Below are 15,525 nucleotides of genomic sequence, written 5' to 3' on the forward strand. Positions count from 1 at the left end.
CTCACCGCCACCTCCTTCATGCAGCCTGAGCTGCCCGCCGCCTCGTCGGACGACGAGACCGTGCGCGCCGCGGTGGCGGGTGACCGCAAGGCTTTCGAGGTTCTCTACCGCCGCCACGCGGACCGGGTCTACGGCGCCGTCCTGCGCCTGGCCGCCTTCGACCACGCGCGCGCGGAAGACCTCACGCAGGAAGCCTTCGTCCGCGCCTGGCAGAAGCTCGAAGGGTTCCGCTTCGAAAGCTCGTTCGGCACGTGGGTGTACCGTCTCGCCGTGAACGTCGCGCTGATGTCCATACGCGCCCGCAACGCCGACCCGGTCACGATCCTCGACGACGAACACCTGCCGGACATCACCGATATCGACAATCCCGTCCGCGCCTTCGAGCGCGACGAACTGGAAAAGGCCATCGCGGCGTTGCCGCCGCGGGCCCGCGCCGTCCTCGTGCTGCACGACGTGGAAGGCTGGAAACACGAGGAGATCGCCACCGAGCTGTCGATGGCGGTCGGTTCCTCGAAAGCGCAGTTGCACCGTGCGCGCGGCCTGCTCCGCCGCGTGCTGGGAGATAAGCCATGAACGAACTCGACTACTTGCGCCAGATGCGCTCGCTCAACCGCCCGGTGGTTCCGCACCGCGATCTCTGGGCCGGCATCGAAAGCCGCCTCGACGAAGCGGCGGCCCCCACCGTCGCGCGCCGGCACCGCGCGCGTCCCTGGCTGATGGCCGCCGCCATCGCCGGCGTCGCGGTGCTCGGCGGCGGCATCGGGCTGCACCTCGCCGCGCCGGCATCCGACGGCGGGATCGCCGCCAGCGGACACGCCTGGAAGCCCACGGATCCGCGCCTCGCCGGCGCCGCCGTGGAGCTCGACGCGGCGCGCATGGAGCTGACCCAGGCCATGCAGGATTCCCCGGATTCGGCCGCGTTGCAGCGGCTGCTCCTGAAGACCGAACGACAGCGCGATCGCCTGCGCAATTTCGACAAGCAAGCCGGCTAACGCGACCAGCCAGGACACCCACGACCATGAAAACGATCCATCTCACTCCCCTGCTGCTGGCGCTCTCGATCGGTCAGGCCTTCGCCTCGACGCCGATCAACCTGTCGAAAGACATCCGCCCGAACGCGAAGGTCAGCATCGAGAACGTCAAGGGCGAAGTCACCGTGACCGCCTGGGACAAGAACCAGATCCAGGTCTCCGGCACGCTCGGCGACGGCGCGCGTCCGCTGCAGATCGAGGGCGACGACCGCGAGGTCGAGGTCCATGTCGGCGGCGACGAGAAGAAGGGCCACTGGTTCAGCTGGGGCAACGACTCGCGCATGCAGCCCACGATCCTCAACGTCCGCGTGCCGAAGTCCGTCGAGGTCAGCATCAACGTCGTCAGCGCCCCGGTCAGCATCGACGGCCTCGACGGCGGCAAGGTCGACGTCGACTCGGTCAGCGGCCGCATCCGCGCCAACATCCGCTCGCCGGAAGTGAGCATGCAGACGGTCAGCGGCACCATCGACCTGGCGGGCCGCGCCGGCCGTGCCGATCTGCAGACGGTGTCGGGCGACATCACGGCGCCGAACGTCGCCGACAAGATCGACGCCCAGACCGTGTCCGGCCGCATGACCATCGGCGGCGGTCCATGGAAGGACGCCAACTTCAGCACCGTCTCCGGCGACACGCAGATCGCGGGCGGCCCGACCCGCGAGGGCAAGCTCGATGTCGACTCCATGAGCGGCGACGTCCAGCTCCAGCTCCCCGCCGATACGTCCGCCCGCGTCGAAGCCTCGACGTTCAGCGGCGACCTACGCAGCGACTGGGGCGACGTCTCCCGCGGTGACGGCCCGGGCAAGGATCTCAAGACCACGATCGGTGGCGGCAGCGCCAACATCCACGTGGAATCCTTCAGCGGCGACGTGCGTATCCGCTCGGCGGGGAAGTAAGGATCGTCATACCGGCGCGGAGCGGACACGTCGCATCGGCTCTTCGCTTCCGCGCTCGAGGTCCGACCGGCGAGGCACTCAGGCCGACTTCTTGCCCTTGCGCATGTTCGCGCGCGAGTCCGCGATCATCGCCTGCATGGCCGCGGTGGCCTCGTTCGGACGACGGCGACGGATCGCTTCGTAGACCGCGCGATGATGCGGTAGCGAATACCGGAAGTTCTTCGCCGTGCGCGCCGACATGACGAAGAAGGTGCCCAGCGCCGTTTCGATCACGCCGAACAGCGAACTGAGCAGCTCGTTGTTGGTCGCCGTCAGCACCGCTTCGTGGAAACGCAGATCGGCCTCCGCCCAGTCGTCGAGCGTCTGCGCCTCCTCCATCGCCTCGAGAGCCTCGCCGATGGCGGCCAGCTGCGCCGGGTCCCTGCGCCGCGCGGCGGCAGCCACCGCCGCGGGCTCGATGATGGCCCGCATCTCGACGAGCTTGTCGACGAAGTCCTCGGTCGGCATCGCCGCGCAACGCCAGGCGAGAACGTTGGCATCGAGGTGGTTCCAGAAGCGCGACTCGCGCACGCGCATGCCGGTCTTCTGGCGCGTTTCGATGAGCCCCTTCGCCGCCAGTACCTTCAGCGCCTCGCGCAGCACGGTGCGGCTGACGGCAAGCTGCTCCGCCAGGCGCGCTTCGCCGGGCAACGGATCGCCGGGACGCAGGACGCCGCCGACGATCAGCCCGCCGAGCTCTTCGATGACCTGGACGTGCAGGTTCCTTGGGCTTGCCGCCTTCGGGGGCATGAGGCTCTCCGTTCCCGTGTCGTGTGCATCCTAGCGCAGGCCGACCTGGGCCGATGACGCGGCGCAGCTTGTCATTTGTCTTACAAATATGTTCAGGTCGCGGGGATCACACCGACTGGAGTGGAACCGCGATGAAGAAAGCTACGATCCTGGCCGCCGCGATCGCGCTGGCGTGCAGCGGCGCCGCCGCGGCCGGCGACGCATCGAAGGCCTCGTTCGGCAAGACGCCCGACGGCAAGGACGTCACGCTCGTGACGCTGACGAACGGCAAGGGCATGACGGTGAAGGTGCTTTCCCTCGGTGCGGCGCTCTACGCCGTGGAGGTGCCGGACCGCCACGGCAAGCCCGGCGACATCGTGCTCGGCTACCCCGACCTGAAGGGCACGTTCGCCAAGCCGCAGTACTTCGGCGACACCGTCGGCCGTTACGCGAACCGCATCGCCAAGGGCCGCTTCACGCTCGACGGCAAGACGTATTCGGTGCCGGTCAACGACGGACCGAACTCGCTGCACGGCGGCAAGGTCGGCTTCGACAAGGTCGTGTGGACCGTCGACAAGGTCGAATCCGGCGCGAAGCCGAGCGTCACCCTCAGCTACGTGAGCCCGGACGGCGACCAGGGTTACCCCGGCAAGGTCACCACGCACGCCACGTATTCGATCGGCGAAGGCAACGAACTGACGATCGAGTACACGGCGACCACGGACGCGCCGACGATCGTCAACATCACGAACCACGCGTACTGGAACCTCGCCGGCGAGGGCACCGGCAGCGTGATGGACCAGCAGCTCATGATCGCCGGGGATGCCTACCTGCCGACCGACGCGACCGCGATTCCCACGGGCGAAGTCCGCTCCGTGGCGGGCACCGATTTCGACTTCCGCAAGGCGAAGCCGATCGGCCGCGACGTGCGCGACGCGAAGGAACAGCAGATCGTCTTCGGCCGTGGTTACGACCACAACTGGGTGATCTCCCGGAAGGAGGCGGCACAGCCACGCGAGGTGGCACGCGTCACCGACCCGAAGAGCGGCCGCGTGCTGTCGCTGTGGTCGGCGCAGCCGGGCCTGCAGTTCTACTCGGGCAACTTCCTCGACGGCACCACCTCGGGCAAGTCCGGCGGCATCTATCGCCAGGGCGACGCGTTCGCACTCGAACCGCAGCTGTTCCCCGATACGCCGAACCAGCCGGACTTCGGCTCGGCACGCCTCGACCCGGGCAAGACCTATCGCAACACGATGACCTACAAGTTCACGGTGGACAAGGCCACCGCGCACTGACTATCGAACGGATGCCTACCGGAGGGTGGGAGCCGATCGTATCGGCGAAAGGTGCTCGCGACCGGCCCGCTACCGCGGGATCGCCGATACGATCGGCTCCCACTCCGTCGTCACACCTCGTGATGCAACGCTTCCGCCGGTTTGCGCCGGCGGAAGCGCGGCGCGAGTTCCACCATGTACATCGCGGCGAGCACCAGCGCGCCACCGCCGAGCATGCGGCCGGTGAGCGCGTCCACGCCCAGCAGCACAGCGAAGCCCGCGGCGAACACCGGCTCGGTGGTCATGACGATCGCCGCGCGTGTCGCCGGCATGTGCGCCTGCGCCCAGGTCTGCACCAGCATGGCCACCGCGCCCGCGACCAGCGCCATGTAGAGGACGGCCACCCAGGCCTTCGCGTCCGGCGGCAGCGCCGGGCCGCCATGCGGCAGCGTGATCGCAAAACAGACCGCGGCGATGCCGACCATCTGGATCGCGGACATCCCGAACGCATCCCCGGGCTTCGACCAGTGACCGAGGCCGACGATGTGCAACGCGTAGAGCGCGGCGGACGCCAGCGTCAGCAGCACGCCGCCGTCGACCTCGAAGCCGTTGAGCGCGAGGACGCCGAGGCCGACCGTCGCCAGCAGCACGGCGAGCCAGGTCGTCCACGGCATGCGCTGGCGGAAAAGCAGCAACGACAGGATGGGCGTGATCACCACATACATGCCGGTGACGAAGCCGCTGACGCTCGGCGACGTCCGCGCCAGGCCCTCGGTCTGCAGCCACTGCGCGACGCCGTAGAGCACGCCGAGCGCGAGGCCCCGCGCGAGCTGGACGCGGCCGAGGCGCATCACTGGCACCGCGAAGCACAGCAGCATCACCACGGCGGCGATGACGAAGCGCACCGCCAGGAAATCCGCCACGGACATGCGCCCGACGACGTCCTTGATGAGCACGAACGTGGAACCCCAGATGGCCGTCACCGCGAGCAGGCCCAGGGTGGCGACGCCGCTCCCGCGCGACGCCTCGCTCACCGGCGCTTCCGCAGCAGCTGCGCGGGCACCTTCAGCACGAAATGCGCCCAGATGCCGAGCCACACGACCGCGCGAACGAAGGCGTTGCGCGCCGCCGGATCGTGCCGGCGGAACCACAGGTACATGCTGCGATGCTTGTGCCGGCTGACGAACACCGGACGATGCCGGCTGGAACCGCCCTTGCCGTGGAGCACGCGAACGTCGCCGGCGAGGATCACCTTGTAGCCGGCATCGCGCGCGCGGCGGCAGAGGTCCATGTCCTCGCAGTGCAGGAAGAACGATTCGTCGAAGCCATGCAGGCGATCGAACGCGGGCCGCGGCATCAGCATGATGGCGCCGGACACGATCTCGACCTCTTCCGCGCCATCGGGGATCGGACCGCGGATGTCGATGCCGCCGTCGCCCTTACCGCCGAACTTGGTCGAGAGCGAACGGCGCAGCAGCGGGTCGCGCCGGCGCGACGCCGGATCGGGGCGTCCGTGGCTGTCGCACACGACCGCGCCGACGATACCCGTGTGGATGTCCATGTGCGCGGCCATGCGACGGATCGTGTCGCGTTCGATCAGGCAATCCGGATTGAGCACGAGCAGCCGCGCACCGCGCGCCTGCGCGGCACCGCGATTCACCGCGGGACCGAAACCGAGGTTCGCCCGGTTGTAGATCACGCGCACGCGGTCGTCGTCGGCGTAGGCCCGGTCGAGCGATTCCGGGATGCCGTCGGTCGAACCGTTGTCGACGACGAGCAGCTCCACCGGCACATCGCTGGCGAGCGCGTGTTCCACGCACTCCCGCGTCAGCGCCCCGCTGTCGGCGAGGACGATGACGATGCTCGTGAGGGGGACGGCGTTCATCGGCGTGGCGCGATCAGCCCACCCAGACGCGGGCGTTGCGGAACATGCGCATCCACGGCGAATCCTCGCCCCACTGCTCCGGGTGCCAGCTCAGCTGCGCGCTGCGGAACACGCGTTCCGGATGCGGCATCATGATCGTCACACGACCGTCGGCCGCCGTGAACGCCGCCAGGCCGCCCGGCGAACCGTTCGGGTTCAGCGGGTAGCTTTCGGTCGGCTTGCCGCGGTTGTCGACGAAGCGGGCCGCCGCGTGGCTCTTCGACGGGCTGCAAACGTTCGGGAAATGCACCCGGCCCTCGCCGTGCGCGACGGCGACCGGAATGCGCGAACCCGCCATGCCGCGGAAGAACACGCTGCCCGAATCGAGGATCTCGAGCGTGGCGACGCGAGCTTCGTACTGCTCGGACTGATTGCGCAGGAACTGCGGCCAGTGCTTCGCGTCGGGGATGATGTCCTTGAGGCCCGACATCATCTGGCAGCCGTTGCACACGCCGAGCGCGAACTTGCTGCCGTCCTCGAAGAAGCGCGCGAACTGCTCGCGCAGCGCGTCGTTGTAGAGGATCGACGTGGCCCAGCCGCGGCCGGCGCCGAGCACGTCGCCGTACGAGAAGCCGCCACAGGCCGCGAGGCCGATGAAGTCCTTCAGGTGGTGGCGGCCGGTGGCGAGATCGGTCATGTGGATGTCGACCGCGTCGAAGCCGGCGCGCGAGAACGCGGCGGCCATTTCCACCTGGCCGTTGACGCCCTGCTCGCGCAGGATCGCCACGCGCGGACGCTTGCCGCTCGCGATGAACGGCGCGGCGATGTCGTCGGCGGGATCGAACGTGAGCTTCGGGGTGATGCCCGGATCGGCGTCGTCGAGGCGCCACTCGTTTTCCTGGTCGGCGCTCAGCGGGTTGTCGCGCAGGCGCTGCATGGCGTAGCTCGTTTCGTTCCACGCGCGGAAGAGTTCGGTCCAGTTCCACTTGAACGCGGTTTCGCCGTTCAGATGGAGCTTGATGCCGAGCTTCTCCTTCGGACGACCGACGTGATGCGTCATGCCGGCGAGGTTGTGCTTCACCAGCAGCGCTTCGAACGCTTCGCGATTCGCCGAGGCGACCTGCACGACGGCGCCGAGTTCTTCGTTGAACAGGGCGCGCAGCGTCGCGTCCGCCCAGCCGTCCAGGCGCAGTTCGAGGCCGCAGTGGCCCGCGAACGCCATCTCCAGGAGCGTAACGATGACACCGCCATCCGAGCGGTCGTGATAGGCGAGGAGCAGGCCCGACGCGTTCGCTTCCTGGATGAGCTCGAACATCGCGCGCAAGCGCTTGGCGTCGTCGAGGTCCGGCGGCACGCCGCCGCCGCGGTTGAAGACCTGCGTGAGCGCGGAGCCGCCGAGGCGGTCGCGGCCCGCGCCGAGGTCGATCAGCCAGAGGTCGGTGTCGCCGCGGTCGGTCTTCAGCTGCGGCGTGAGTGTGCGGCGCACGTCGTCGACGCGCGCGAATCCAGTGATGACGAGCGACACCGGCGACACGGTCTTCTGCGCCTTGCCGTTCTCGTCGGTCCACACGGTCTGCATGGACAAGGAGTCCTTGCCGACGGGGATCGCGATGTCGAGCGACGGGCACAGTTCGAGACCGACGGCCTTGACGGCGTCGAAGAGCGCGGCGTCCTCGCCCGGGTGGTTCACGGCGGCCATCCAGTTCGCCGACAGGCGCACTTCGTCGAGCTTGATCGACGCCGCCGCGAGGTTGGTGATCGCCTCGCCCACCGCCATGCGCGCGGCATCGGCACTGGACAGCAGCGCCACGGGCGCACGCTCGGCCATCGCCATCGCTTCGCCGGTGTAGCCCTCGAAGTCGGTCATCGTCACCGCGACGTCCGCGACGGGCACCTGCCACGGGCCGACCATCGGATCGCGCGCGTTGAGGCCGCCGACCGTGCGGTCGCCGATGGTGATGAGGAAGTTCTTGCTGCCGACCGCGGGCAGGCGAAGCACGCGCATCAGCGCCTCGTCCATGCCGATGCCGGTGAGGTCGGCGACCAGATCGACGCGCGGCTTCACGCGCTTCGCATCGCGATGCATGCGCGGCGGCTTGCCGAACAGGACATCCATGCGCAGGTCGATCACGGTGATGTCGCGACGGGTGTCGCGGACGATCAGGCGGGCCTCTTCCGTGGCGTCGCCGACGACGGCGAACGGGCAACGCTCGCGCGCGCAGAACGATTCGAAGAGCTCGATGTCTTCCGGACCGATCGCGAGGACGTAGCGCTCCTGCGACTCGTTGCTCCACACCTGCATCGGCGAGAGCGTCGGGTCGTCGCAGGGCAGCTTCGAGAGATCGATGACGCCGCCGACGCCCGCGTCGTTGAGGATTTCGGGAATCGCGTTGGACACGCCACCCGCACCCACGTCGTGGATGCTGACGATCGGGTTGTGGTCGCCGCGCGCCCAGCACGCGTCGATCACCTGCTGGCAACGGCGTTCCATTTCCGCGTTGTCGCGCTGCACCGAGGCGAAGTCGAGTTCCGCGCTGGAGGTGCCGGACGCCACCGACGAGGCGGCACCGCCGCCGAGGCCGATGAGCATGGCCGGGCCGCCGAGCACGATGACCTTGTCGCCGGGACGGACCTTGCGCTTCTGCACGTGGTCGGGGCGGATCGCGGCGAGGCCGCCGGCGATCATGATCGGCTTGTCGTAGCCGCGGCGGACGCCCTTGTCGCCGGTCTCCTGCTCGAACGTGCGGAAGTAGCCGCCCAGCGCGGGCCGGCCGAATTCGTTGTTGAACGCGGCGGCGCCGAGCGGGCCGTCACGCATGATCTCAAACGCCGACGCCATGCGCGGCGGCAGCGGGCGGTCCTTTTCCCACGGACGCGGCAGGCCGGGGATGCGCAGGTGCGAGACGGAGAAGCCGGTGAGGCCAGCCTTCGGCTTGCCGCCGCGGCCCGTCGCACCCTCGTCGCGGATCTCGCCGCCGGCACCGGTGGCGGCGCCCGGCCACGGCGCGATGGCCGTCGGATGGTTGTGCGTCTCGACCTTGATCGCGTACGGCGCGGCTTCGGCGACGGTGCGGAACACGCCGTCTTCCGGGCTCACGAACAGGCGCTTGCCGTCGTAGCCTTCGATCACCGCGGCGTTGTCGTGATACGCGGAGAGCGTATGCGCCGGCGACTTCTGGTGGGTGTTCTTGATCATGCCGAACAGCGAGGCGTCCTGCGTCGCGCCATCGAGCGTCCACGTGGCGTTGAACACCTTGTGGCGGCAATGCTCGGAGTTCGCCTGCGCGAACATCATCAGTTCGGCGTCGGTGGGCGCGCGGCCCATCTCCGCGTAGCGATCGGCGAGGTAGTCGATCTCGTCGTCCGCGAGCGCCAGCCCGAGTTCGGCGTTCGCGGCGGACAGCGCCGCGCGCGGATCGGTGCCCAGTTCGACGCGGCCCAGCGGACCGGGTTCGCCGGCGAGGAACAGACCGGCCGCCTCGTCGAGCGAGGCGAGCGGCGACTGCACCATCGGGTCGCAGAAGGCGCCCATCACCGCGGCATACGACGGATCGTTCGCGTCCGGCATGCCGGTGACGCGCCACGCCGTGCCGCGCTCCACGCGGCGGACGTCGAAGCCCGCGCCGTGGAGGATGTCGGTGGCCTTGCTCGACCACGGCGAGATCGTGCCGAGTCGCGGGACGACCCAGAAGGTCGCGTCTTCCGGCGCGGCGCCCTTCGCTTCGAGCACGGCGAGCAGACGCGCGCGCGCGTCGCCTTCCGGCTGCGCGTCGGCGTCGACGAAGTAAGTGAACCAGGCGGCCTGCACCCGCGTCCCGTGATGCAGGGCATCCAGGTGGGCGTTAAGTCGTTCGAGGCGGAAAGGCGAGAGGGCGCTCTGCCCGTCGAGTGCGATCATGCGGGGGGAAAAGGCGCTAAGGGAAAACGCCTATTCTACATGATGTTGCGCGGCAGCATCGGGCAGGCTGGTCGAAGGCCGGCGGCCCGTGGGAGCGCGCCCTGCGCGCGACAGCTCTTCGCGAAGGGCAACGGGCCCTGTGGCTCACCGCCTCGAAAGATGTCGCGGCCAGGGCCGCTCCCACAGGGCGCGCCCCCGCATTCGGCGGTCAGCCGCCGCGCTTGGCCGTGCCGGCCGGGGCGTTCAGGGACTGCAGGAGCTGGGCCGGGGTGACGTAGCCGCCGACCACGTCGCCGTTCTCGGTCACGATGGTCGGGGTGCCGTTCACGCCCAGGCGCTCGCCGAGCTCGAACTCGTCCTTGACCGGGTTGGCGCAGGTGGCGGCCTTCGGGGTCGCGCCCTTCATGGCCTCGTTGAACGCGTTCTTGCGGTCGGCGCTGCACCAGACCGAGACGGCCTTGGTATAGGAGGGAGTGTCGTTGCCGGCCGTGGTCTTCAGCCCTTCGCGCGGCCAGAACACGTATTCGACGGCGATGCCCTGCTTGTTGAATTCGTCGATGTGGGCGTGCAGCTGGCGGCAGAACCCGCAGTCGACATCGGTAAACACGGTGACCGTGTGCTTGGGATTCGCCGGGGCGTACACGAGGCGCTGCGACGCCGGGACCTTGGCGAGCTCCGCCTTGCGCGTCGTCGCCCAGCTCGCGGCGCTGAGGTCGGTGCGGCTCTTCAGGTCGATGAGGTTGCCGTTGAGCATGTAGCGCCCGTCGGCGCTCACGTAGACCATGCGGCCGGACGCCACCACCTGGTAGAAACCGGGCATCGGCGCGGGGGCGATGCTGTCCACCTTGATGCCGGGCCCGAGCGCTTCCACCGCGTCGCGCACGGCCTTGTCGTCGTCGGCCGCGCAAGCCGTCATGGCGAAGGCGCCGGCCATGAGCGCGGGCAGGATTTTCTTGAACATCATCGGTACGACTCCATCGAACACCGGGGGAACACGGGACTGCCTTGGATCGCCAGCGGCCCGTTCGGTTCCCCGATTGTGGCACAGCGCGGCATCCGCCTACCCGCGAGGGTGGTGCTGGGCGTGAAGGCGCTTCAGCCCCTCTTTGGCCACCAGCGTGTAGATCTGCGTCGTGCTCAGCGCGCTGTGGCCGAGCAGCATCTGCAGGGCGCGCAGGTCGGCGCCGTGGTTGAGCAGGTGGGTGGCGAAGGAATGTCGCAGCACGTGCGGACTGACGCGCTTCGCCGGAATGCCCACCTGCGCCGCGTAGCGCTTCACCAGCGTCCAGAACATCTGCCGCGTCATCGCGTCGCCGCGTCGGGAGAGGAACAGCGCGACCGGTTGCCCGTGGCCCTGCGCCAGCCCGGGGCGGGCGTCGCGCAGATAGGCCTCGACGTGCGCCAGCGCCTCCTCGCCGACGGGCACCAGGCGATCCTTGCCGCCCTTGCCCGTCACGCGCAGCACGCCCTGGCGCGTGTTCAGGCCGGCCAGGGGCAGATCGACCAGTTCCGAAACCCGTAGCCCCGACGAGTACATCAATTCGAGCATCGCGCGATCGCGCAGGCCGAGCGGCGTAGAAATGTCCGGCGCGACGATCAGCGCCTCGATCTCGCGCTCCGCGAGCGCCTTCGGCAGCCCGCGCGGCATCCGCGGGCGCTGCATCAGCAGCGTCGGGTCCTCACGATGCCCCTCGTCGCGCGCGAGTTGCGCATAGAACCGCCGGAACGCCGACTGCCGCCGCGCCATGCTGCGCACCGATACCGGCTGGCTGCCGTGGTAAGCGGAAAGATCGTCGCGACCCGCCGTCGCCAGCGTGCGCTGCCGCGTTTCCAGCCAGCGCGAGAGCTGCTGCAGGTCGCGCCGGTAGGCCTCGAGCGTGCGATCGGCCAGGCCGTCCTCGGCCCAGACGCGCTCGATGAAGCGCTCGATCAGGCGGGCGTCGCTCGACGCGTTATCGGAGGAAGACGATGACGTAGGCATGCTGCGATGTTAGGGCGCGAAGCGTCGTTGTGGGAGCGGCCCTGGCCGCGACGCCGTTGGGGCCGTGAGCCGAGGGTCCTGCCGCTCCTCGCGAAAAGATGTCGCGGCCAGGACCGCTCCCACCAGGACCGGCGGGCATAATGCGCGTTCGTCCCACTGCCGTCGCCGGACTTTCGTGAGCACTTCTCCTTCGCCCGCGCCGGCCTGGCGCCGCCTTGCCGCCATCGTCTACGACCTGTTGCTCGTGGTCGCCATCGTGATGGTCGTGGGACTCGTGGCGCAGTTCGCGACCGGCGGCCGGCTGGTCGACGCGCACGGACAGATCGTCGCCTGGTGGTACCGCCCGCTGCAAGGTCTCGCCATCGGCGGCTACTTCCTGTGGTCGTGGGTGCGCGGCGGACAGACGCTCGGCATGCGACCGTGGCGGATCCGCGTGAGCGACGCGGACGGACGCGCCGTGACCTGGCGGCGAGGCCTGCTTCGCCTCGTCGTCGCCGCGGCACCGCTCGCGCTGCTGGCGATCTATCCGCTGACCTCGGTGCGCATCGCGCTGTGGGCGCCGCTGGTGGCATGGGCGCTCTGGCTGCTGCCGTCTTTCTTCGACACGCGCCGTCGCGCGCTGCACGACATGGTCGCGCGCACCGAGATCCGCCGCACCGCTACTTGAACTGATCGCTCGCGGGCACCCACGAGTCGGAGCCGGGCTTCGCCACCGGCACGTTGATCTTGATCGACGGCTCGCAGCCCGCGGGGAGCGGACCGCCGGTGATCCGCGCCGTGGTGCACAACGCCGTGTTGTCGAGCACGACCGGCGCGGCGGCGACCGTCGCGCTGTTCGCCGGCGGCAGGTTTTCCGCCAGCGGCTTCGCCGGTGCCATCGTCTGGTTCTTCGCCAGTTCGTCCGGATTGGCGGGCTTGGGCGGCGGGTCGCCGCCGCAGCCGAGGGTGAACAGCGAGACGGCTTTCATGGCGCCACCCGCGTTGCCCGGACCGGCGACGCAGTTGATGCGGATGCCGCGAGGCAGCGAGATGGTCGGCCGCACGGTCGCCGCTTCGGCGCCACGCCGGATCGCCGTGTCGACGGACGATTCGCCCTTCGGCGTCCACGCATCGTCGAAGCGCGTCTTCTCGTAGTGGATCTTCACGCGGCTGCCGGACTGCGGCTCGAGCTTGCCGCGGGGCTTCAGTTCGACGTACGCGCCTACCTGCCCCGCCTTGTCGCCCTGCCCTCCCGGCACGCCGTCGTCGCGCTGCGACGTGCCGTTGGCGCCGGTGAGCCGCTCGCCTTCGTCGACGCCCTTCGCGGCGCCGGGCTTGCCGGTGTCGGCCGCCGCGCCCGGCGCGTTCGAGCCCGACGCCTTCGCGGCCGCGTCGCCCGCGGCGGAGGCCGGCGCCGGTTCGCCCTGCCGGGCCGCGGTCGAGGAGGCATCGGCGGCCTTGCCCTGCTCGGCCTGCGCCTGCGCGTCGCTGGTCTGTCCGGCGGCGATGTCGCCGGGCGCCTGGCCGGGTTCGCCCGGCGCCGTGTCGACGCCGGCCAGCGGCCGCTGCACGTCCGCCGGCGTCACCGCCGGCGCCTGCATGACGGGACGATCCGTGCTCGCCTCGGGCGCGGCGACCACCGGACGCGACGTGGCGTCCGGCAGCGGCACGGCCTCGAGCTCGGCCGTGGCGTCCACGGCCGGCGCGCGGATCGGTTCGACCGCGATCTTTTCGGGCACGGGGCGTTGGTCGGCGGCGAGGTCAGGCTTCGGCGCCGTGGGCACCGGGGCGACGTCCGGCACCGGGGTGTCCTGGGGCGTCGGCGGCGCCGACGACTCCTCGACCTCCGGGCGCGGCACCGTCGCGAGCGTCATGGCGGTCGTCGGCACCGGCGCGGTCCGCTCGGAGGTGATGGTGGGTGGCGCGGGCGTCACCGCCATCTGCGCCGCCGGCGTTTCGGGCAGCGCCAGCGACGCGGGCGGTGGCATCGGCGCCGTGCCTTCCACCTCCGCCTTGCGCACCGGCTCGGGCTGGAACCGCGGCGGGACGACCTGCGGCTTCGGCGTGTCGACGGCGAGATCCGGCGGCGCCTGCGCCGGCACCGGCACTTTCTCGAGTTCGGGCTGCGGCGGAGGCGCCTTCGGCTGCGACAACGGGCGCTCGACGGCGGCCACCACGCTCGGCGGCGGGGCGCTCAGCTTCACGTCAGGCTTCACCTGCGGCGGCTCGGCGGCGGGCACCGCGATCGCGGGAAGCGGCTTCGCGGCGGACGCGACCGCCGCCGCGCGCGAACCGCGCGACGCGCGACTCGCCGTCGCGCGCGCCTTGTTCGCGCGGGCTTTCGCGACCGGCGCCTTCGACGGCGTGCCACGGACCGGCGGGGCCGGCGGCGGGGGCTTATCGATGAGGCGCACCTGCAACGCGTCCGTGTCTTCGGGTTCCGGCGGCGGGGGCAACAGGTCGTACGCCGGCCCGAGGATCATCCCGAACAGGAACATCAGGTGGACGAGGATCGTGCCGACCCAGCCGGCGATGCGCAGCAGGCTCTCACGCGGCTTTTGGCGCAGACGCCGACGGTAGACGAGCGCGCGCATGGCCGCCTCGCGCGGCGAGATGGGCAGCGAGCTGGCGGCGATCGAGCGGTCGCTGTCCGGAAGGTTCGTGGGCATCGGGCGCTAGTGTCCATGCTGCGGCGCCGCCACACAATCGCCGCGCCTTCACTTGCCCGCGCGGCGCTCCCGTTCGGCGTTCTCCTCGTCCATCGCCTTGAGCGGGATGTCCGACGCGCAGCCCTGGGGCAGCGGCTTCTCCGCGCGGAACGCGGCGATGCATTGCGCTTCCGTCGGCGGTGGCGGCTGGTCCGGCAGATCCTTCACCGGGGGATTCGCGGGCGCCATGTTGAGCCGGACGTCGCCGTCCTTCTTCGCGGCTTTCGAAGGCGCTTCGCCACCGCACCCGACGGGCAGCACGAAGAACACGGTCTTGCAGTTCACGCGCGTGCCGTGGCCCAGGTCGATCGTCTTCTTGACCGTGGTGGCCTCGACCGCGTGGCGCAGCCCCGCGTTGAGCAGGTTCTCGTTGCTCGGCGCCCAGTCTTTCTCGAAGCGCGATTCCTTGTAGGTCACCGTGGTTTTGTGCGACATGATCTGGCTGTCGCCGGTCGGCTTGCGCGCGACGAAGTCGGCCTGCGTCGGGCTTCCCGGCCCCTGGGTCGGCATCCTGACCGTGCCGTCCGGACCGAACAGGGCGGGAGCCGCCGGCGCCTGGGGCGCGGGCGTCGCTTCCGGCGGCGGGGCGTCGGCCGTCTCGGCTTCCTTCTTCGGGCGCGGCGGCTCGGGACGCGTGGCCTCCGGCGAACGGACCTTCGGGGGCGGCTCGCTGACCGGGGGCGGTGGCGGTGCGGCGGCGACGGCCGGCGGCGGTTTCGCCGGCTCGATGAAGCGCACCTCGAGCACGTCGTCGCGGTCGTCGGGGGGCGCGTACCCCACCAGCGGGCGTGGCTGCATCTCGTAGCGCACCAGCATCACGATGAGCACGTGCAGCACGATCGCCGCGGCCATCGCGAGGACGTTGCGCACGTGATGACGCGGCGGCGGCCGGTGGCCGATGGCGTGCAGGGCGGCGACGGTCGGGCCGTCGAGCGGTACCAGCCCGCGCGCGCGCGTCGACGCCCCCGGCTCCAGCCGGTGGGGTTCGACGAACGGCGGTGGCGCCTTGCCGGGGTATTGCACGCGTGCGTGTGTCCCGTTGCGGTCGAGAGGAAGTCGGACAGGATAGCGGCGGTCCGCTAAACACAGCGTAAGCCCGGGTCCTCGGACACCGCCCGTGCCGGAAGAT

General features: G+C 70.2%; 13 protein-coding genes. 5 read left to right on the plus strand and 8 right to left on the minus strand.

Annotated elements, in window-relative coordinates; translation table 11 throughout:
- Window positions 1–18: 18 nt before the first annotated feature.
- The 3 genes from BMW54_RS10235 to BMW54_RS10245 are packed head-to-tail and all read left to right on the plus strand — an operon-like array spanning window position 19 to window position 1,924.
- Window positions 19–573, plus strand: coding sequence for an RNA polymerase sigma factor (locus BMW54_RS10235; RefSeq protein ID WP_090055908.1), 555 nt, complete (start codon window positions 19–21; stop codon window positions 571–573).
- Window positions 570–992: a hypothetical protein gene (locus BMW54_RS10240; RefSeq protein WP_090055121.1), complete on the plus strand. Its 423-nt coding sequence runs from the start codon at window positions 570–572 to the stop codon at window positions 990–992. Before BMW54_RS10235 ends, BMW54_RS10240 begins: the two co-directional genes overlap by 4 nt.
- A gap of 26 nt (window positions 993–1,018) precedes the next feature.
- Window positions 1,019–1,924, plus strand: a complete 906-nt coding sequence (locus tag BMW54_RS10245) for a DUF4097 family beta strand repeat-containing protein (RefSeq protein ID WP_090055123.1) — start codon at window positions 1,019–1,021, stop codon at window positions 1,922–1,924.
- Between the two features lie 78 nt (window positions 1,925–2,002).
- Here the strand turns inward: BMW54_RS10245 and BMW54_RS10250 are convergent, their stop codons facing one another.
- Entirely contained in the window at window positions 2,003–2,713 is a 711-nt protein-coding gene (locus BMW54_RS10250) for a FadR/GntR family transcriptional regulator (protein WP_090055124.1), read from the minus strand.
- A 131-nt stretch (window positions 2,714–2,844) separates the two neighbouring features.
- On the opposite strand from BMW54_RS10250, the gene BMW54_RS10255 reads away from it, so the two are divergent.
- Window positions 2,845–3,987, plus strand: coding sequence for an aldose epimerase family protein (locus tag BMW54_RS10255; RefSeq protein ID WP_090055125.1), 1,143 nt, complete (start codon window positions 2,845–2,847; stop codon window positions 3,985–3,987).
- 110 nt (window positions 3,988–4,097) lie between these two features.
- Here BMW54_RS10255 and BMW54_RS10260 read toward each other — a convergent pair whose 3' ends face one another.
- The 5 genes from BMW54_RS10260 to xerD all read right to left on the minus strand — a co-directional run bounded on the left by BMW54_RS10260 (window position 4,098) and on the right by xerD (window position 11,709).
- A complete protein-coding gene (locus BMW54_RS10260; RefSeq protein ID WP_090055127.1) occupies window positions 4,098–5,000 on the minus strand; it encodes a DMT family transporter in 903 nt (300 codons plus the stop codon).
- Window positions 4,997–5,851 carry a glycosyltransferase family 2 protein gene (locus tag BMW54_RS10265; RefSeq protein ID WP_090055128.1) on the minus strand — a complete coding sequence of 285 codons (855 nt, stop codon included), beginning with the start codon at window positions 5,849–5,851 and terminating at the stop codon, window positions 4,997–4,999. Before BMW54_RS10265 ends, BMW54_RS10260 begins: the two co-directional genes overlap by 4 nt.
- Window positions 5,852–5,864: 13 nt before the next feature.
- Window positions 5,865–9,728: a phosphoribosylformylglycinamidine synthase gene (purL, locus tag BMW54_RS10270; protein WP_090055130.1), complete on the minus strand. Its 3,864-nt coding sequence runs from the start codon at window positions 9,726–9,728 to the stop codon at window positions 5,865–5,867.
- A gap of 208 nt (window positions 9,729–9,936) precedes the next feature.
- A complete protein-coding gene (locus tag BMW54_RS10275) occupies window positions 9,937–10,692 on the minus strand; it encodes a DsbC family protein (RefSeq protein WP_343124113.1) in 756 nt (251 codons plus the stop codon).
- Between the two features lie 96 nt (window positions 10,693–10,788).
- Window positions 10,789–11,709, minus strand: coding sequence for a site-specific tyrosine recombinase XerD (gene xerD, locus BMW54_RS10280; RefSeq protein ID WP_090055131.1), 921 nt, complete (start codon window positions 11,707–11,709; stop codon window positions 10,789–10,791).
- 175 nt (window positions 11,710–11,884) lie between these two features.
- On the opposite strand from xerD, the gene BMW54_RS10285 reads away from it, so the two are divergent.
- The gene (locus BMW54_RS10285) at window positions 11,885–12,376 is read left to right on the plus strand and encodes an RDD family protein (RefSeq protein WP_090055133.1); all 492 of its coding nucleotides are present in this window, start codon (window positions 11,885–11,887) and stop codon (window positions 12,374–12,376) included.
- Here the strand turns inward: BMW54_RS10285 and BMW54_RS10290 are convergent.
- Both BMW54_RS10290 and BMW54_RS10295 read right to left on the minus strand, forming a co-directional pair.
- The gene (locus BMW54_RS10290; protein ID WP_090055135.1) at window positions 12,369–14,357 is read right to left on the minus strand and encodes a hypothetical protein; all 1,989 of its coding nucleotides are present in this window, start codon (window positions 14,355–14,357) and stop codon (window positions 12,369–12,371) included. The genes BMW54_RS10285 and BMW54_RS10290 overlap by 8 nt on opposite strands.
- Before the next feature lie 48 nt (window positions 14,358–14,405).
- Window positions 14,406–15,419, minus strand: a complete 1,014-nt coding sequence (locus BMW54_RS10295; RefSeq protein WP_090055136.1) for a hypothetical protein — start codon at window positions 15,417–15,419, stop codon at window positions 14,406–14,408.
- Window positions 15,420–15,525: the final 106 nt, after the last annotated feature.

This window comes from Luteibacter sp. 329MFSha, assembly GCF_900111665.1.
Lineage (GTDB): Bacteria > Pseudomonadota > Gammaproteobacteria > Xanthomonadales > Rhodanobacteraceae > Luteibacter.

Excerpts from the sequence above, each read along its gene's own strand:
- BMW54_RS10235 (WP_090055908.1), top strand. The coding sequence starts at position 19 with ATGCAGCCTGAGCTGCCCGCCGCCTCGTCGGACGACGAGACCGTGCGC.
- BMW54_RS10240 (WP_090055121.1), top strand. The coding sequence starts at position 570 with ATGAACGAACTCGACTACTTGCGCCAGATGCGCTCGCTCAACCGCCCG.
- BMW54_RS10245 (WP_090055123.1), top strand. The coding sequence starts at position 1,019 with ATGAAAACGATCCATCTCACTCCCCTGCTGCTGGCGCTCTCGATCGGT.
- BMW54_RS10250 (WP_090055124.1), bottom strand. The coding sequence starts at position 2,713 with ATGCCCCCGAAGGCGGCAAGCCCAAGGAACCTGCACGTCCAGGTCATC.
- BMW54_RS10255 (WP_090055125.1), top strand. The coding sequence starts at position 2,845 with ATGAAGAAAGCTACGATCCTGGCCGCCGCGATCGCGCTGGCGTGCAGC.
- BMW54_RS10265 (WP_090055128.1), bottom strand. The coding sequence starts at position 5,851 with ATGAACGCCGTCCCCCTCACGAGCATCGTCATCGTCCTCGCCGACAGC.
- purL (WP_090055130.1), bottom strand. The coding sequence starts at position 9,728 with ATGATCGCACTCGACGGGCAGAGCGCCCTCTCGCCTTTCCGCCTCGAA.
- BMW54_RS10275 (WP_343124113.1), bottom strand. The coding sequence starts at position 10,692 with ATGATGTTCAAGAAAATCCTGCCCGCGCTCATGGCCGGCGCCTTCGCC.
- xerD (WP_090055131.1), bottom strand. The coding sequence starts at position 11,709 with ATGCCTACGTCATCGTCTTCCTCCGATAACGCGTCGAGCGACGCCCGC.
- BMW54_RS10290 (WP_090055135.1), bottom strand. The coding sequence starts at position 14,357 with ATGCCCACGAACCTTCCGGACAGCGACCGCTCGATCGCCGCCAGCTCG.